General features: G+C 74.4%; 19 protein-coding genes and 1 tRNA gene. 7 read left to right on the forward strand and 13 right to left on the reverse strand.

Features of this window, described 5'->3' with window-relative positions; all coding sequences use genetic code 11:
* Window positions 1-5: 5 nt before the first annotated feature.
* Genes kynU through kynA form a run of 3 tightly spaced genes read right to left on the reverse strand, consistent with a single transcriptional unit; the run spans window position 6 to window position 3,048 of the window.
* The gene (gene kynU, locus EYB28_RS11595) at window positions 6-1,235 is read right to left on the reverse strand and encodes a kynureninase (protein ID WP_166847966.1); all 1,230 of its coding nucleotides are present in this window, start codon (window positions 1,233-1,235) and stop codon (window positions 6-8) included.
* Window positions 1,232-2,167 (reverse strand): amidohydrolase, encoded by a 936-nt coding sequence (locus tag EYB28_RS11600; RefSeq protein ID WP_166847968.1) that lies wholly within the window; start codon window positions 2,165-2,167, stop codon window positions 1,232-1,234. The genes kynU and EYB28_RS11600 overlap by 4 nt, the downstream gene beginning before the upstream one ends.
* The gene (gene kynA / locus EYB28_RS11605; RefSeq protein ID WP_166847970.1) at window positions 2,167-3,048 is read right to left on the reverse strand and encodes a tryptophan 2,3-dioxygenase; all 882 of its coding nucleotides are present in this window, start codon (window positions 3,046-3,048) and stop codon (window positions 2,167-2,169) included. Before kynA ends, EYB28_RS11600 begins: the two co-directional genes overlap by 1 nt.
* Before the next feature lie 110 nt (window positions 3,049-3,158).
* Between kynA and EYB28_RS11610 the strand changes: the two genes are divergently transcribed.
* Window positions 3,159-3,932 carry a GNAT family N-acetyltransferase gene (locus EYB28_RS11610; RefSeq protein WP_240930516.1) on the forward strand — a complete coding sequence of 258 codons (774 nt, stop codon included), beginning with the start codon at window positions 3,159-3,161 and terminating at the stop codon, window positions 3,930-3,932.
* Here EYB28_RS11610 and EYB28_RS11615 read toward each other — a convergent pair.
* The 5 genes from EYB28_RS11615 to EYB28_RS11635 all read right to left on the reverse strand — a co-directional run bounded on the left by EYB28_RS11615 (window position 3,893) and on the right by EYB28_RS11635 (window position 6,260).
* Window positions 3,893-4,351, reverse strand: a complete 459-nt coding sequence (locus tag EYB28_RS11615) for a DUF4395 domain-containing protein (RefSeq protein WP_166847974.1) — start codon at window positions 4,349-4,351, stop codon at window positions 3,893-3,895. The two genes, EYB28_RS11610 and EYB28_RS11615, sit on opposite strands and share 40 nt — an antisense overlap.
* A 45-nt stretch (window positions 4,352-4,396) precedes the next feature.
* On the reverse strand, window positions 4,397-4,837 hold the full coding sequence (locus EYB28_RS11620) for a thioredoxin family protein (protein ID WP_240930517.1): 441 nt from the start codon (window positions 4,835-4,837) through the stop codon (window positions 4,397-4,399).
* A 165-nt stretch (window positions 4,838-5,002) separates the two neighbouring features.
* Window positions 5,003-5,069 (reverse strand) — tRNA-Val (locus EYB28_RS11625).
* On the reverse strand, window positions 5,054-5,239 hold the full coding sequence (locus EYB28_RS11630) for a hypothetical protein (RefSeq protein WP_166847977.1): 186 nt from the start codon (window positions 5,237-5,239) through the stop codon (window positions 5,054-5,056). The genes EYB28_RS11625 and EYB28_RS11630 overlap by 16 nt, the downstream gene beginning before the upstream one ends.
* Before the next feature lie 109 nt (window positions 5,240-5,348).
* The gene (locus EYB28_RS11635) at window positions 5,349-6,260 is read right to left on the reverse strand and encodes a LysR family transcriptional regulator (RefSeq protein ID WP_166847979.1); all 912 of its coding nucleotides are present in this window, start codon (window positions 6,258-6,260) and stop codon (window positions 5,349-5,351) included.
* Between the two features lie 99 nt (window positions 6,261-6,359).
* On the opposite strand from EYB28_RS11635, the gene EYB28_RS11640 reads away from it, so the two are divergent.
* The 4 genes from EYB28_RS11640 (at window position 6,360) to EYB28_RS11655 (ending at window position 11,955) form a co-directional block, all read left to right on the forward strand.
* A complete protein-coding gene (locus tag EYB28_RS11640) occupies window positions 6,360-7,406 on the forward strand; it encodes an MBL fold metallo-hydrolase (RefSeq protein ID WP_240930518.1) in 1,047 nt (348 codons plus the stop codon).
* Between the two features lie 231 nt (window positions 7,407-7,637).
* Window positions 7,638-8,726 carry an IS110 family transposase gene (locus EYB28_RS11645; protein WP_166847983.1) on the forward strand — a complete coding sequence of 363 codons (1,089 nt, stop codon included), beginning with the start codon at window positions 7,638-7,640 and terminating at the stop codon, window positions 8,724-8,726.
* A gap of 49 nt (window positions 8,727-8,775) precedes the next feature.
* A complete protein-coding gene (locus EYB28_RS11650) occupies window positions 8,776-10,116 on the forward strand; it encodes an MFS transporter (protein WP_240930519.1) in 1,341 nt (446 codons plus the stop codon).
* Window positions 10,117-10,278: 162 nt separating this feature from the next.
* Window positions 10,279-11,955: a thiamine pyrophosphate-binding protein gene (locus EYB28_RS11655; protein ID WP_166847986.1), complete on the forward strand. Its 1,677-nt coding sequence runs from the start codon at window positions 10,279-10,281 to the stop codon at window positions 11,953-11,955.
* Here the strand turns inward: EYB28_RS11655 and EYB28_RS20110 are convergent.
* Window positions 11,896-12,210: an alpha/beta fold hydrolase gene (locus EYB28_RS20110; protein WP_205710900.1), complete on the reverse strand. Its 315-nt coding sequence runs from the start codon at window positions 12,208-12,210 to the stop codon at window positions 11,896-11,898. The two genes, EYB28_RS11655 and EYB28_RS20110, sit on opposite strands and share 60 nt — an antisense overlap.
* 50 nt (window positions 12,211-12,260) lie before the next feature.
* Window positions 12,261-12,425: a hypothetical protein gene (locus EYB28_RS20115; protein ID WP_205710901.1), complete on the reverse strand. Its 165-nt coding sequence runs from the start codon at window positions 12,423-12,425 to the stop codon at window positions 12,261-12,263.
* 180 nt (window positions 12,426-12,605) lie between these two features.
* Between EYB28_RS20115 and EYB28_RS11665 the strand changes: the two genes are divergently transcribed.
* Window positions 12,606-13,007, forward strand: a complete 402-nt coding sequence (locus EYB28_RS11665; protein WP_166847989.1) for a RidA family protein — start codon at window positions 12,606-12,608, stop codon at window positions 13,005-13,007.
* A gap of 28 nt (window positions 13,008-13,035) precedes the next feature.
* On the opposite strand, the gene EYB28_RS11670 is transcribed toward EYB28_RS11665, so the two are convergent.
* From EYB28_RS11670 to EYB28_RS11680, 3 genes are all read right to left on the reverse strand, one after another.
* Complete coding sequence (locus EYB28_RS11670; protein WP_166847992.1) at window positions 13,036-13,830, reverse strand: alpha/beta hydrolase fold domain-containing protein; 795 nt, start codon at window positions 13,828-13,830, stop codon at window positions 13,036-13,038.
* An 87-nt stretch (window positions 13,831-13,917) separates the two neighbouring features.
* Window positions 13,918-14,349, reverse strand: a complete 432-nt coding sequence (locus EYB28_RS11675; RefSeq protein WP_166847994.1) for a hypothetical protein — start codon at window positions 14,347-14,349, stop codon at window positions 13,918-13,920.
* Window positions 14,350-14,437: 88 nt separating this feature from the next.
* Window positions 14,438-15,253, reverse strand: coding sequence for a hypothetical protein (locus tag EYB28_RS11680; protein WP_166847997.1), 816 nt, complete (start codon window positions 15,251-15,253; stop codon window positions 14,438-14,440).
* Window positions 15,254-15,541: 288 nt separating this feature from the next.
* On the opposite strand from EYB28_RS11680, the gene EYB28_RS11685 reads away from it, so the two are divergent.
* Window positions 15,542-16,708: a PQQ-binding-like beta-propeller repeat protein gene (locus EYB28_RS11685; protein WP_166848000.1), complete on the forward strand. Its 1,167-nt coding sequence runs from the start codon at window positions 15,542-15,544 to the stop codon at window positions 16,706-16,708.
* Window positions 16,709-16,934 lie beyond the last annotated feature (226 nt).

Genomic DNA, 16,934 nt, shown 5'->3' on the forward strand with positions numbered 1-16,934 from the left:
ACGCCTCAGGCCCGCCTCTCGAGGGCGTCGCGCACGGCCTCCACCCCGATCCGCACCTCGTCGAACGACGTCGACAGCGGCGACAGGCCGAGCCGGATGCCGTGCGGGCGGCGGAAGTCGGGCACGACGCCGGTGGCCCACAGCTCCCGCACGACCTCCTCGAAGGCCGGGTGGTCGATCGTGACGTGCGAGCCGCGCCGCGCCGCGTCGCGCGGGGTGGTCACGGCGACGCCGTGGGGCACCAGCAGCTCGTCGGCCAGCTCCAGCGCGAACGCGGTGAGGAGCTCCGACTTGGCGCGGATCGCGTCCGTCCCGGCCTCGTCGATGAGGTCGAGCATGGCGCCCGTGGCGAGCATCGACGTGATTGTGGGCGTGCCGGAGACGAACCGACGGATGCCGGCGTGGGGTTCGTAGGCGGGGCCCATCTCGAACGGCGCCGCGGCGCCCATCCAGCCCTGGATCGGCTGGCGCAGCCGCTCGACGAGGTCGGCGCGCACGTACCCGAACGCGGGCGAGCCCGGACCGCCGTTCAGGTACTTGTACGTGCAGCCGGCGGCGACGTCGACGTCCCAGGCGTCGAGCTCCAGGGGCATCGCGCCGACGGAGTGGCACAGGTCCCACAGCACGAGGGCGCCTCGCTCGTGCGCCAGACGGGTGATCTCGGGCAGGTCGGCCAGGTGGCCCGAGCGGTAGGCGACGTGGCTGAGCAGCACCAGCGCCGTGCGGTCGGAGACCGCGACCGCCAGGGCGTCCAGCGTGACCCCGCCGGGGGCATCGATCCACACCAGACGCTTGCCGCACTCGGCCGCGATCCCCTCGAGCAGGTACCGGTCCGTCGGGAAGTTCTGCGAGTCGACGACGATCTCGTCGCGCCCGGCGACCTCCGGCAGGTCGAGCACGGCCCGCACCAGCTTGTACAGCACGACCGTGGTGGACTCGCCGACGAACGCCTGGCCGGGCGCCGCCCCCAGCGCGACGGCGCCGATACGGTCGCCGAGCGTCAGGGGCAGCTCGTACCAGGACTCGTCCCAGCCGCGGATGAGGCGGGTGCCCCACTCGTCGGTCGCGAACCGGGCCAGCCGCTCGGCGGCGGCCTTCGTCGGCCGTCCCAGCGAGTTGCCGTCGAGGTAGGCCACGACGTCCCCGGCGGGAACGAACTCGTCGCGGAACCGCGCGAGGGGGTCGGCGGCGTCGAGCGCGGCGGCGCGGGCAGCGGGTGCGCTGGGCGGGGTCATGCGGCGGGTCCTCCGGTGGGTGCGGTGGTGACGACGGCGGCGGCGAGCCGGTCGATCAGGTCGCCGGCCGGCAGCGCGGTGGGGTCGAACGGCCCGCCGGGCACGAACGTCGCGAGCCCGGGCACCGGGCGGGACGTCAGGGCCCGCAGGAGGGCGGGCGGCTGCAGCCCGGCGTCCGCGAGCGCGCGGAGCTCCCGGGGGTTGAGCCCAGCGGGCAGCGGCCCGTTGCCGAGGTCGGTGCCGTAGGCGACCACGCCGCCTGCGGCGTGGAAGCGCCGCAGGTTGTCGAGCGCGACGTCCCGGTCGCGCTCCTGCGCGGCCGACGGGTCGCCCCAGCCGTGGATGTCCAGGGTGCTGACCCAGACCTGTCGGGCGGCGGCGTCCTCGACCAGGGCGTCGGGCAGGCGCTCGGTCCAGGGGGTGTGCGCGAGCCGGTCGACGCCGGCCGCGAGCGCCCGCGCCGTCTGGCCGGGGCCCTCCACGTGGGCGACGACGGGCAGCCCGACGCCCCGCGCCGCCGCGACGATCGCGGCGAGGGTCGCGTCGTCGAGCAGCGGGCCGTCCGCGTGCAGCACGACCTTGACGTACGAGGCGCCCGCGGCGGCCTGCTGCGCGACGGCGGCCGTCGCGTCGTCGGGTCCGGCGACGGGCCGCACCGCGGCCGCGGGGGCCCAGTCGCGGTCGGACGGGTATCCGCCCGGGGCGGTGAGGAACGCCCCGGCGACGCGCACGTGCGGCAGGCCCGCCATGCCCGGCCAGCCCTCGGCGACGGCGGGGTCCCAGCCGAGGTCGTCGACGCCGGCGATCCCGCCGGAGCGGACGGTGGCCGGGGCGGTCAGGCCGAGGTGCACGTGCGCGTCGACGAGGCCGGGCAGCAGCGCTCCCCCGTCCACGGCCCGTGCCCGCGGGACCCGCCGCGGCAGCGCGCCCATCAGGCGCCGATCTCCGTGCGCACGGCGAACAGCTCGGGGAAGAACGTGAGGTCGAGGGCCTTGCTGAGGAACCCGACGCCCGAGGAGCCTCCGGTGCCGCGCTTGAAGCCGATGATCCGCTGGACGGTGCGCAGGTGCCGGAACCGCCAGAGCTGGAAGTTCTCCTCCAGGTCGACGAGCTCCTCGCACGCCTCGTAGGCGGCCCAGTGCCGGTCGGGGTCCTCGTAGATCGCGCGGAACACCTCGACGAGGCCGTCGTCGTGGGTGTGGGCGTGGGTGACGTCGCGCTCGAGGACGGCGGCCGGCACGGCGTGCCCCTGGCGGGCGAGGTGGCGGCAGAACGCGTCGTACACGCTCGGCTCGTCGAGCAGGCGCCGCAGCACCTCCTGGGCCTCGGGCTCGGCGTCGAACACGCGGAGCATGCGCGAGTTCTTGTTGCCGAGCAGGAACTCCACCGCCCGGTACTGCCACGACTGGAACCCCGACGCGTTCGCGAGCTGCCCGCGGAACTCGCCGTACTCGCTGGGCGTGAGCGTCGCGAGGACCGACCACTGCTCGGTGAGGGTCTTCTGGATGTGCTTGACCCGCGCGATCGCCTTGAGCGCGGTGCCGAGGTCGTCGCGGTCCAGGCTGTCGCGGGCGGCGCGCAGCTCGTGCAGCACGAGCTTGAGCCACAGCTCGGTCGTCTGGTGCTGGACGATGAAGAGCAGCTCGTCGTGGTGCTCGGGCCGGCTCACCGGCTCCTGCGCGGACAGCAGTCGGTCCAGGCGCAGGTACGAGCCGTAGGTCATCCGGTCGCGCAGGTCGGTCACGATGCCGGGCTCGAGGTCGCGTTCGTTGGTGGCCGACGTCGACAGCCCGGACGGTGCGGAGTGCGCCATGACCGGCGAGCCTAATGCATCTTCGTGACGGTCGGCGCCTGCGCGCAACAGATACGAGGTCGTCCGCCGCCGAGCGGAATCAGTACGCGGCGTCAGGCGTTGCGGCCGTCGTGAACGTCGAGCACCCCACCACCCTCTCCGCACCGCCCGGTCCCGCGCGGTCTCCCGGCGACGCGGTCCTGGACGAGCCGCGCTGGTCCTCCCTCACCGGCGCGCATGCGCACCTCGCCCAGGGCAACGAGCTGGTGCTGCGCTATCCGGCCGACGTGTCGCCGTTCGGCGCGGTCCGCTCGTGGGACGACCCCGACGTGTGGGACGCGATCGTCGACGTCGTCGGGCACGGTGCCGAGTTCCCGACCCCTCCGGCCGGCGTGGCCCTGCCCGAAGGGTGGGAGCGCGTCTTCTTCCTGGAGGGCGTCCAGCTCGTGGAGACGGAGGACCTGCGCACGCGCCCCGACGCGGAGGCGGTGACGCTCGGCGCCGACGACGTGCCCGAGATGCTGGCGCTCGTCGAGCGTTCCCGACCGGGCCCGTTTCTGCCCCGCACCTACCTCATGGGCCGCTACGTCGGGATCCGACGCGGCGGGCGCCTCGTGGCGATGGCCGGCGAGCGCCTGCAGCCCGCGGGGTGGACGGAGATCAGCGCCGTGACCACCGACCCGGACCACCGGGGGCAGGGTCTGGCGACGCGGCTCGTGCTCGACGTGGCGCACCACGTCCGCGAGCGCGGCGCCCGGGCCATGCTGCACGCCTCGGCCGCCAACACGTCGGCGATCCGGCTGTACGAGGCGCTGGGCTTCCGGCTCCGGGCGCGACCCGCCTTCGGTGCGGTGCGGACCCCGGGTCAACCGCGGGCCGGGCGCAGGCGGGCGCCGAGCAGGTAGAGCTCGCACCCCAGGCACAGGCCGACGGCGGCGTTCAGCGCTGCGGCGACGAACGCGAGGCCGGCGGCCCACGGGACAGCGGCGAGGACGCCCGCGAGGCCGAGGACGACGCCGGCGCCGGTGACGACCAGGCCGACGAGCTGCGCGAACCGTGGCGGTCGCGGGTCCTCGAGCTCCGCGGGCGGAGCGAGGCGCGGGCGCACGAGCGTGCGGAACAGCCAGCCCTGCACGGTGCCCTGGGCACCGCGCACGGCGCCGAGCAGGAACCCGGCGGCGACCACGGCGAGCAGCACCAGCCCGGCGGTGGACGCCCCGAGCACCACGACCACCGCCAGCAGGACGCCGGTGATGCCCGCGCCGACGCGCGGCCCGCGAGGGTCGATACCGGTGGGCGTCGAGGTGCGGCTGTCGCTGGTCATCGTCGTCTCCTCGGAAGGGCGTGGGGCGTTCGGGGGGCGGTCGGCTCAGCGCTCGGCCGGCGCGCTCGTCCCGACCACGGCGGCGAGGCCGTCGCGCGCCTGCGCGGGTGACATCCCGCCGCTGCTGCGCGCCACCTGGGCGCCGTCGGGACCGAGCACGAGCACCGTCGGTGTCTTGAGGACGCCCAGCTCGCGCACGAGGTCGAGGTGCTCCTCGACGTCCAGCTCGTGGTGGGCGACGCCGGGACGGGCCGCGGTGAGGTCGCGCAGCACTCGCGACGTGGCGCGGCACGGGGCGCAGACCTGGGCGGAGAACTGCACGAACGTCGCCGTCTCCCCCAGGTCGACCCCGCGGGCCGACCAGTCGACCGCGGGCTCCGCCGGCGCGGTTGCCGTGCGCACGCGCCCCTGCTGCGAGCGCCAGAGCACGCCGACCACGATCGTGAGCGCCACGAGTGCGGCCAGGGCGACGAGCTGCGTCTCCACCGCGCCTCCTCCCAGGTTGTCGGTCCGGCGGGAACACCATTGTCCCCCTCGTCCATTCCCTGGGCCAGAAAATGACCGCATGGCGGACAACCGGTGAGGACCATCGTCCGGGCACGGCGAAGGCCCCTGGTCCGCGTCTCCGCGGGCCAGGGGCCTTCGTCCCGGTGGGCGATACTGGGATCGAACCAGTGACCTCTTCCGTGTCAGGGAAGCGCGCTACCGCTGCGGGTCGATCTGGTACTTGGCGACGAGCGGGCCCGCGATGACCGGTGCGACCAGCAGCACGGTGTACAGCACGGCGGAGAACACGCCGACGAACAGGTAGATCTGCCCGCTGCGGGCGTGCAGCGGGTCGGTGGCCGTCTCAGGGTGTGGGGTGGTGCTCGTGGTGCGCGCCGTCATGGTCGCCTCCTCGCGTCGTCGCGGCTGCGCCCCAGCCTGGACGCGCGCCGCCCCGAGCGCTTGCCCCTGCGGGCACGGCTCTTGGCCCGCAGCGCAGTCCCGGCGGCGGTCAGACGGCGGGGCGCCGGCCGGCGGCCTCGCGCAGGTGGTCGATCGCGACCCGCACGCGGCGGGAGGCGTGCCTGCCGGGCGGGAGCACGGCCACGATCGTGTTGAGCGACTCCGTCCCGACGACGGGGCGGAACACGACCTCGTTGTCCTCGTAGGTGCGCCCGTGCGCGGGCGGGCTGTTGATGAGGGAGTACCCGAGCCCCCGCGAGACCAGCGAGTAGATGGTGTCGATGTTGCTGCTCGTCCACCGGATCCTGGGCTGCACGCCGGCCGACCGCAGCGTCTCGGTGAGGCGATCGATCGTGGGCGGGACGTTCAGCAGGATCGCGGTCTCGTCGGCCAGGTCGGCGAACGTCACGGACTCGCGCGCCGCGAGCGGGTGCGCCGTCGGCAGCGCCGCGTGCAGGACGACGTCGCTCAGGTGCACCTGCGTGAGGTCGTCGTCCGCCTGGCGCCCGTAGACGAGCCCGAGGTCGAGCGTGCCGAGGCGGATCGCCTCCTGGACGGCGGCCGGCTCGTCCTCGACGAAGGTCACCTCGACCGCCGGGTGGTCGGCGTCGAAGCGCGCGACCAGGGGCGGCAGCAGCCGGGGCGACAGGGTGTGGCTGCACCCGACCCGCAGCGGCCCGCTCATCGCGGACATCGACTCGGTCACCGCCTCGCGGGCCTCCCCGACCCGCTCGAGGACGGCGCGCGCGTGCCGGGCGAAGGTGACGCCGGCGGGCGTCGGGGTGACGCGCCGCGACCGGGACCGGACGAACAGGTCGGCGCCGAGCGCCCTCTCGAGCTGCGCGATCGCCATCGAGGCCGCCGCCTGGGACACGTGCGACGCCTCCGCCGCGGCGGTGACCGAGCCGTGGTCGACGGCCGCGACGAAGTACTGCAGCTGGCGGAGCGTCACCTCGGACATCAACTCTCCTGATGGCTCGTATGAGAACTATCGACTATTCAAATCATGTCGCCCTGCCCACACTGGGAGCAAGCACCCCTACTGCGAAGGAGCAGCCCCGTGAGCCACGCCAGCGGCGACCTGCGTCCCCGTGTCATCACCCTCGGCACCGCCGGCGGCCCCCGCTGGTGGCAGCGCGGGGAGCCGACGCGCCGCAGCGGCATCGCGACCGCCGTCGTCGTCGGCGACGCGTTCTACCTGGTCGACTGCGGCCACGGCGTCGGACGCCGCATCGCCGAGGCCGGGCTGCACCTGCGCGACCTCCGCGGCGTGTTCGTCACGCACCTGCACTCCGACCACACGGTGGACCTCGCGAGCCTGGCGGTCTTCGGGCTGTACGAGCTCGGCCACCGCCGCGGCGACCCCGTGCCGGTCGTCGGCCCCGGCGACCGCGGCGCCCTGCCGCCGGTCTCGCCGCGCGCGACCGTCCCGCCTCGACCCGTCGCGCCGGACCACCCCACGCCCGGTACCGCCGCGATGTTCGACACGCTGGTGCGCGCCTTCGCGACCGACCTCAACGACCGCGTCATCGACAGCCTGCGTCCCAGCCCCACCGAGCTGTTCGCGCCGCGCGACATCGAGATCCCGGCCGGCCTCGGGTACCACCCGAACACCAACCCGACGCCGGCCATGGAGCCGCTCGTCGTGCACCAGGACGACCTCGTCACGGTGACGGCGGTCCTCGTCGAGCACCCGCCCGTCGCGCCGGCGTTCGGCTTCCGCTTCGACACCCCGGACGGCTCCGTGACGTTCTCCGGCGACACGACCTCCACCCCCAACATGGTGCGGCTCGCCCGGGACACCGACCTGCTGCTGCACGAGGCGATCGACGTCGACTTCATCGAGCGCACCTACGGCGGCCTCGAGGACGACGCGTCCCGCGCCTCGCGCGACCATCACTACAAGTCCCACACCACGGTCGCCGACGCCGCCCGCGTGGCCACCGAGGCCGGGGCGCGCCAGCTCGCCCTCCACCACCTGGTTCCCGGCACCGCCGACGCCTCGGTGTGGCGGCGCGCCGCCGAGCACTACGACGGCGTCTTCCACCTGCCCGACGACCTCGACGTCATCGCGCTGCGCCCCGCGGCCGACCGCGTCGCCGTCTGACAGTGAGGATGTAGGCGGGCCCCGCAGCGGTTGGTTCCTGACTCGCCGCCTGACTGACCTCGGGTCTTCAACGGGATCTGTCGGTACTGGCCGCTGCGGGGCCCGCTTGCACTCACCTGACGTGGCGGTGTGACCTCATAGGAGCCTGTGCCAGCAGGCACCCATCACTGTCTTGTCCGCTCGCCGCGGCGGTGCGTGCCGCCCTTGCCCCTTGCGAGTGAGAGGACGGCGATGACCACCATCGCACGAGACAGGACCGCTGCCCAGATCGAGATCGCCGGCGGGATCGACACTCATCAGGACACCCACACTGCGGCGGTGGTCGACAGCACCGGACGGCCCCTGGCCGCTCGACAGTTCCCCGCGAAAGCGACCGGCTACCGGCAGTTGCTGACCTGGCTGCACGGCTTCGGCATCATCCTGGTGGTAGGGATCGAGGGCACCGGGGCCTACGGCGCCGGTCTGGCCCGTCACCTGGCCAGCGAGGGAATCTCGATGGTCGAGGTCGACCGCCCCGACCGCAAGGCCCGCCGGTTCGCCGGCAAGTCCGACCCCCTGGATGCCCAGGCCGCAGCCCGTGCCGCGCTGGCCGGAGTACGCACCGGGCACCCGAAGACCCGCGACGGGCAGGTCGAGGCGCTACGCAACCTGCGGGTCGCCCGGCGCAGCGCCGTGGACCAGCGCGCGGACTGCCTGCGCCGGATCAAGACGCTGGTCGTCACCGCACCCGAGACCCTGCGCGAGAAACTGCGCTCACTACCCGACAGCCGGCTGCTGGCAACCTGTGCCGCATTCCGGCCGGATATCAGCCAGGCCAGCGACCCGACCCAGGCGACCCGGATCGCACTGAGGTCCTTGGCCCGACGCCACGCCGACCTGACCACCGAGATCACCGACCTGGACGCCCTGATCGAGCCGGTAGTCAAGAAGACCAACCCGCGCCTGCTCGACCTCAACGGCGTCGGACCCGACGTCGCCGGACAGCTACTCGTCACCGCCGGACAAAACAGCGACCGCCTGCGTTCGGAGGCCGCCTTCGCGATGCTCTGCGGAGTCGCGCCCATCCCGGCATCCTCCGGCAAGACCCACCGCCACCGCCTCAACCGCGGCGGCGACCGGCAAGCCAACGCCGCAATCTACCGAATCGTGCTGTGCCGGATGCGCTGGGACCCCCGGACCCGCGCCTACGTCAAGCGCCGCACCAGCGAAGGACTGTCCAAGAAAGACATCATCCGCTGCCTCAAACGCCTCATCGCCCGCGAGATCTACTACGTCCTCCGAACACCCACCCCCACCACCGACCCCACCATCGCCGCTTGACGATCCATAGGAGCATCACCCCTGCCCGCCGGCGATTCAAGGAGGAATCGTGACCCTGCACGACCACGAGGAGGCCGTCACGGCCGCCGCCCCGCCCGACCGCGGGCTCCAGCCGTCCCTGCACACCACCGAGATGCGCCGGATCCTCGCGTCCGGGTTCATCGGCAGCGCGATCGAGTTCTACGACTTCATCCTCTACGGGACCGCGGCCTCGATCGTCTTCAACAGGGTCTACTTCACCGACCTCGACCCGGCCGTCGCGATCTTCGCCTCGTTCGTCACGCTCGCGGTCGGCTACGTCGCCCGCCCGATCGGCGGCGTCGTCTTCGGGCACTTCGGCGACCGCGTCGGACGCAAGAGGATGCTGGTGCTGTCCATGCTGCTCATGGGCGTGGCCACGACCCTGATCGGCGTCCTGCCCACGACCGCGCAGATCGGCGTCGCGGCGCCCGTGCTCCTCGTGCTGCTGCGGCTCGTGCAGGGCATCGCCGTGGGCGGCGAGTGGGGCGGCGCCGCACTCATGGCGCTCGAGCACGCCCCGACCGAGAAGCGCGGCTTCGCGACGTCGTTCGCCTCCGCGGGCGGGCCCGCCGGCGCCCTCCTGGCCACCCTCGTCGTCACGGTCATGTCCGCGACGACGGGCGAGCAGTTCCTCACCTGGGGCTGGCGCGTGCCCTTCCTGCTGTCCGCCGCGCTCATCGCCGTCGGGCTCGTCATCCGGCTCAAGGTCACGGAGAGCCCGCTGTTCCAGCAGCTGGAGCAGGCGAGCGAGGAGCGCAAGGTCCCGATCGTCGAGGTGCTGCGGCACCACCGCCGCGCCGTCGGGCTCGCCCTCGTCGCCGCCCTCGGCTTCCCCGCCTGCCAGGGCCTGCTCACCGTGTGGGGCGTGTCCATGGCCGTCGAGAACGGCGTCGAGCGCACCGACGTCCTGGTCTGGAAGGCGGCGGGTGCCGCGCTCACCCTGGCCGTGACGTTCGCGTCGGCGCGCCTCAGCGACCGCTTCGGCCGACGCCGCATGCTCGTCGCGGGCGCCACGCTCGGCGTCGTCTGCGCCTACCCGCTGCTGACGCTGCTGACCAACGGCACCCTGGGGGGCTTCGCCGTCGCCATCGTCGTCGGCAACGGCCTCGTCCAGGGCATGCTCTTCGGTCCCCTCGGTGCGTTCGTCGCCGAGCAGTTCCCGACCCGCGTGCGGTACACGGGCGCGTCGCTGGCCTACCAGGGCGGATCCACCCTCGGCGCCGGGTTCTCCCCGATGATCGCCGCCGGCCTGATCGTCGTCGCCTCGGGCGCGATCTGGCCCGTCGCACTCTTCTGGGCGGCGATCCTGGCGGCCGTCGCCGTCGCCGTCCTGGTGATGCGCGAGAGCAGCCGCTCCACCCTGGGCTGAGCACCGGGCCTCGGCGATATACTCGCGCACGTCGAGGCGGACACGCACCGCCTGCGCTCGAAAAAGGGGCGCGCGGCGGCCCGGGGCAGCGAGGCACCGGGACCGCACGGGACACATACGGACCGCACCACTCATCCGTCACTGTTCCCGCTGGAGGCACCCATGCCCCGTTCGTCACGCACCGTGTCCGCGCACGTCGCCCACACCCTCGCCCGCCACGTCGAGCACGTCTTCGGCGTCATGGGCAACGGCAACGCCTGGTTCCTGGACACGCTCGAGCGCGAGACGACGGCGCGCTTCACCGCCGTGCGGCACGAGGCGGGCGGCGTCGTGGCCGCCGACGCATACCACCGCGCGTCGGGCGGCCTCGCCGCCGCCACCGTCACCTACGGTGCCGGGTTCACGAACACGCTGACGGCGCTCGCGGAGGCCGCGCAGGCGCGGGTGCCGCTGGTGCTCCTCGCCGGCGACGAGCCGACGTCCGGCCCCCGCCCGTGGGACGTCGACCAGATCGCGCTCGCCGCCGCCGTCGGTGCCCGGACGTACACCGTGGGCCGCGCGGACGCCGCCGCGACGACCGTCATCGCGATCGAGCACTCCCTCACGTACCGCGTGCCCGTGGTGCTGGCGATCCCGTACGACGTCGCCGCGCTCGAGGCCGGGCCCGTGCCGCCCGCGCCGGAGCCCGCCCTCCCCGGCCCGCTGGCGCCCTCCGGCCCGTTCGACGCCGCCGCGATCGCCGACCTCGCACGCACCCTGGCCGCGGCGGAGCGGCCGCTGCTGCTCGCGGGCCGCGGCGCCTGGCTCGCCGGCGCGGGCGAGACGCTCGGCGAGCTCGCCGGCGCGACGGGCGCCCTGACGGCGACGACGGCGCTCGGTCGCGGCGTCTTCCCCGACGGCCGCTACGACCTCGGCGTCGCGGGCGGGTTCGGCGCCGACGGCGCGATGGCGCTCGCGCGGGAGGCCGACGTCGCCGTCGTGCTCGGGGCGTCGCTCAACCAGTTCACGATGCGGTTCGGCGAGCTGTTCTCCCCCGGCACCCGCGTCGTGCAGGTCGACGTCGCGCAGGCCGCGACCCACCGGCACGTGGGCGGCTTCGTGCGCGGTGACGCCGACCTCGTGGCCCGCGCCCTCGTCGACGAGCTCCGCGGGCTCGGGGCGACGCCGTCCGGCTGGCGCGAGACCGTCGACGTCGCGGCGGCCCGTACCTACGACGTCGGGCCGTCCGACGGCCTCGCCGACGACGGGCGCCTCGACCCCCGCGCCGTCGCGCACCGCCTCGCCGGGCTGCTGCCCGCCGACCGCGTCGTCGTCTCCGACGGCGGCCACTTCATCGGCTGGGCCAACATGTACTGGCCCGTCGCCTCCCCCGACCGGATGATGATGGTCGGCACCGCCTACCAGTCCATCGGGCTCGGCTTCCCCGGCGTCGCCGGCGCCGCCGCCGCCCGCCCGGGCTCCGCCGTCGTGCTCACCACCGGCGACGGCGGCGGGCTCATGGCCCTCGCCGACCTCGAGACCGCCGTCCGCACCGCCGGCGGGCGCGGCGTCGCCGTCGTGTGGAACGACGCCGTCTACGGCGCCGAGGTGCACGTGTACGGGCGCCAGGGCCTCGCCGAGGAGCCCATGCGCATTCCCGAGACCGACTTCGCGGCCCTGGCCGCCGCCGTCGGCGCCGAGGGCGTCGTCGTGCGGTCCCTGGCCGACCTCGACCGGCTGGCGTCGTGGGCCGCCGAGCCCGAGGCCGAGCGTCGCTTCCTCATGCTCGACTGCCGCGTCTCACCCGAGGTCGTCGCCCCGTACCAGGAGGAGATCCTGCGGGTGAACCTCGGCCGGTAGCGCGCTCCGGGGGTCGAGCATCGCCGCCGCGACCGGGCCGGCGACGGCGTCCGGGATCGCCCTCGACGCGCTCTCGAGGACGAGCAGCCGGGCGCCGGGGATCTCGCGGGCGAGCGCCTCGCCGTTGCCGACCGGGAAGAACGGGTCGTGCCGGCCGTGCGCCACCAGCGTCGGGACCGCGATCTCGGGGAGCCGCTCGCGCCATCGGGGTGCGCAGTCGAGGGCGGCGAACACGGAGCCCAGCTGGTTGGCCATGTGCACGGCGGCGGCCGTGCCCGGGGTCCGGTCCCAGACCCGCCCGGCGACTACCCGGGCCGCCGCGGGGTCGTCCCCCAGGATCTCGGCGCTCCGGGCGGCACGCTCCGCGACGGCGCCGCGGTCGGTCCAGTCGGGCGGTCGTCGAGCCGCCGGGCGAGCGCCGCGGCGTCGGCCGCGAGGTCGCGCAGCGTGTAGGCCGGCTTCCCGATCATGTCGCCGCCTTCGTCGTCCCGTGATCTGCGCACCGTCCTCCGGTTCGACGCCGGCCGGCGCCCGAACTCATCGACCCGCCACGCGAGAGGTCACGGAAGGACCTGCCGAGGGCGCTCGAAGCGGAGGAACGCACGAAGAAAAACCTCGATAGCGGCGCGGGCGACTGCCAGAGTGACCTCATGCCGAGTTCCGTCACCCTCGTTCGTTCATCGACCCTGTCCGACGTCGCCGAGTACGCCTACGCGGCCACCGCCCCGGCGGACGCGCGCCTGATCTTCCTCGCCGGCTCGTGCCCCCTGGACGCCGACGGCACCACCGTCGGCGTGGGCGACTACGCCGCGCAGGCGGCGCAGTGCGTCGCGAACATGCGCACCGCGCTGGGCGACGCCGGCGCGGACATCGAGGACGTCATCAGCACCCGCGTGCTCGTGGCGTCGTCCCGGCAGGCGGACCTGGTGACGGCGTGGGAGGTCGTCCGCGCGGCCTTCGGCGACCACGACGCCCCGAGCACCCTGCTGGGCGTCACCGTGCTCGGCTACGACGACCAGCTCGTCGAGGTGGAGGCGGTCGCCGCCGTGTAGGTGTCGTCGTGGCGCGGGGCGCGCGGGCTCAGGAGCGCGGCGGCACAGGCGTCGTCAGCGTGCGGAAGGCGTCGAGCGCCTCCACGACGCGATCGGTCCCGGCGAAGCCGTGCTCGGCCCCCGCAAGCTCGACGAGCCGGCAGGCGACCCCGGCGCGGCGGCACGCGTCCGCCAGCGCACGGGCCTCGGGCAGGAGGGAGTCGAGCGTGCCCACCCCCACGACCGTGGGCGGCAGGTCCGCGGCGACCTCGGTCAGCCGCGGCGCGTCGTCGAGGTCGGCGACCCGGGCCCACGCCCGGAACGCGAACTCCGACAGCTCCCGGCCGGGGCCGCCGGCCAGGTCGTCGTCGTAGGAGCGCAGCGTGAGGTCGACGTTGGGGTTGGTCAGCGCGAGACCGGACAGCGGCAGGTCGGTGCGCGCCGCGGCCAGGGCCGCCACCGTGCCCCCGGCGGAGTCACCGCACAGGGTCAGCCGGGTGAACCCCTCGTTCGCGAGCAGGTCGAGCCCGGTGAGGGCGTCCCGCACCGACTCGTCCAGAGCGGTCTCGGGCGCGAGCCCGTAGTCCACCGACAGCACCACGACACCGAGCGCGCCGGCGAGGCGGCGGCAGTACCCGTCCTGCAGCTCCAGGTCGCCGAACAGTCCGTACCCGCCGTGCAGGAACACGGCCGCGGCGCCCGGCAGGCGTTCGTCGGGCACGTACCGACGCATCGGCACGCCGTGGTGGGCGAGGTCGTGGACCGCCCCGGCGAACGCGCGGCGCGGACGCGCCACCGCTCGCTCGTGGGCGTCCTTGCGCAGGCGCGCGACGTCGACGGTCATGGACGCGATCATGCCTGACGGGCGCCTGCCCGGGTTCCCGCGGGCATGCCCGCGTCCGCCACGTCGTCGTCCGGCACCAGGGCCGGGTCAGTCCCGCGCGCGCCGATCACGGTCGGCGCGCGCGAGGACCTCGCGGGCCGCTCGGGTCCCCACCACGTGGCCGACGACGAACCACACGAGCCCCCAGGCGCAGGCGCCCAGCACCGCGGCCAGCATCACGTCGGACGCCGCCGCGGTCCCGACGGCGGCGACCGCGACGAGGGTGACGACCGCGGCCACCGCGAAACCGAGCCCGCTGATCCTCACGTACGGCACCTGCGCCCGGTGCGCCGCTTCCCAGGTCTCCTCGGAAGCCCAGACGATGCTGCGCGCCTCCCACGGGTTGGCGTCGGTCCAGTCGCGGCGCGGGAACTGTCCGTCCGTCGTCCGCCGCGCGATCCACAGGAGCATCAGCGCCATCCCCGCCTCGCAGGCGATCAGCAGGACGGGGATCCAGATCTCGACTCCGGAAGACGTCACGCCTCCACGCTATGCCGTCCCCGGCCCGCCGAGCTCTCCGGTCACGCGATGTTCGCCTCGGCGCCACCCGGCGTTGCGTCTCGCGGGATCAGTCGGCCTCCGGGTCGGGGATGTCGACGCTCCCGCCCCACTGCAGGAACGTGTTGCTGGTGGTGACGCTGACGCCTCCGTAGCTGCCGGTGCCGACGGCGTACACGCCGAGGTAGTCGGGGCGCAGCCACATCTCGTAGTCCTCCACGGTGGCGTCTCCGAGCGGGATCGAGCCGCCCTCGGGCTCGAGCCGCCACGCGAGCGACTCGACAGCGCCGTCCGCGGGCACGTCCGTCTCCTCGACGACGGTCCAGGTGTCGGCGGCGGCGAGCCCCGCGGCCAGCGTGCGCGGGTCGGAGAACGCACGGACCAGGTCCACGACGCCCGTGGCCATGACGACCTGGGGATCGGACGAGTCGGGGTCGGCCTGGATCCATCCGGTCCCGGGCATCCGCACCCACCCGGTCTCCCCACGCACGACGACCTGCTGGTCGCCGTCGATGCTCATCGAGTAGTCCGGGTCCCACCGGAAGTCGACCAGCGACGAGGTGCCGTCGCTCGAGTCGACCCGCTGCGTGCCGGACCCCGCGAGCACCATGGCGGCGGCCACGCAGTCGCCGAGCGTCTGCCCGTCGACCTCCTCGCCCGCGGCGAGGAGGAACCCGTCGCACTCCGGCGGCGTCACCACGTCGTCGGAGGCGGGCGACGCGTCCCGCGGCGTCGGCGTGGCCGTCGCCGCGGCTCCCGCAGTCGGCTCGGATGACGGGGTCGGCTCTCCCGCGCCCGCTCCGCAGGCAGCGATCATCGGGGCGAGGAGAAGCCCCGCGGTGAGAGGAGCGGCTCGACGGAGCACCGGGACGGTCGGTCGGTTCATCGGGTTTCCCTCGGTCGTGGCGCGCGCCTCACGGTCGGCGGCTGCACAGGACCTCCCAAGGAACCGTTGCCGGAACGTCCGGTCAATGCGCCATGAGCAAGACCAGAGGTCGGCGGGCAGATTTCACCCGCGGCGGCCGTGCCCGACCGGCAGCGACGGGGGAGCGATCGTAGGGTGACGGTGCGGCGACCCAGGTCAAGACCGGTACCGCGGCACGCTGCGCCGCATCGACACGGAGGTTTCATGGATCAGGCACAGGGACGACTCGGTCGGCGATCGGTGGGGGCCGTGGCCGCAGCGGGCCTGGCGCTCGTCTCCGCGGGCTGCACCGGCGCGTCGGGCGACGACGCCGCGCTCGACGACGTGGTGACCTTCGAGACCGAGCCCCGCTACGCCCGGGCCGACGCCGCTCCGGAGGGCAGCTGGCCGGCCGTCGTGCTGCACGACGAGACCCTCTTCCAGCGCGAGCCCGGGGCGCTGGTGGTCCACGGCGTGGCCGACGGCGAGGAGACCGCCCGCTTCGAGCCCGAGGGCACACCCCTGTTCGAACCGGCGGACCCGACCGAGCAGTTCCAGCCGGCGCCGGCCCTCGCCGACGTCGACGGCGACGCGGTCGTCCTGGCCGGGTTCGCCGTCGAGCCCGCGACGGGCGCGACGCAGCTCGACGTGGAGATGGTCGCCGTCGACGCCGCCTCCGGCGAGGAGCGGTGGCGCGTCACGGTCCCTGAGCCCGGCGGGGTCGGCGTGGTCCCGCAGCGCGAGGCGTCCGTCCGGGTCGCGGGCGTCGACGACGGGGTCGCCGTCGTCACCGTGGGGCACGACGGCGCCACCCAGGTGACCTTCGGCCTGTCCCTGGGCGACGAGCCCGAGGTGCTCTGGGCCGACGACTCCCTGTACGCCTCGGGCGTGCACGACGGCGTGGCCGTCGGTTTCGCCGAGGACGAGGACGACGTCGGGGAGCTCGGCCTCGCGGCGCTGGACGTCGCGACCGGCGACCGGGTCTGGGGCACCTTTGGCGACATCGAGCGGTTCGTGCTCGCGGGCCCGTGGGTGGTGGCGACGCGGGACGCGGAGTCCTCCGACGGCGGCACGGGCCTGGTCGCCGTCGCCGACGGCACCGAGGGCGAGGTCGACGAGGGCGTCCTCACGGCGGACATGATCTGCGAGATCGACGAGGCGGCGTCCGTCGCGGTCTGCGCCGAGGACGGCACCGCGGCCGTGGCGTTCGACACCGAGAACGGTGACGTGCTGTGGTCCGACGACGCGTGGGAGGGCACGCTCAAGGGCCTGTGGCGCGGCGCCGCCTACGTGGAGCGCGGCGACGCGGCGGTGGCGCTCGACGCGCGGACCGGCGAGGTCGTGGTCGACGACGCCGGCGCCGCTCCTGCCGTCGTCAACGACCACGTCGGAGTCGACCAGCAGGGCACCGACGTCGTGCTCTACGCGACGCGCTGAGGGTGGGAGCATCACGGCCATCGGGCATCGGAGCGGAGACCACGCGGGACATGGGAATCGGGATCGACCCGGGCCCCGACGGCTACCGACTGATGGCGCGACGGATCGCGCCGCGGCTGGTCGACGTCAGGCGTGGTTCTCGACCAGACGTCCGCCGTTGAGCACGACGGAGCAGCCGAGCGCCGCCACGAGGCAGGCGGCGGACACGACGAGCATCAGGGCGAAG

Source organism: Isoptericola sp. BMS4, from assembly GCF_011634835.1.
In the GTDB taxonomy this organism is placed as follows: Bacteria; Actinomycetota; Actinomycetes; order Actinomycetales; family Cellulomonadaceae; genus Isoptericola.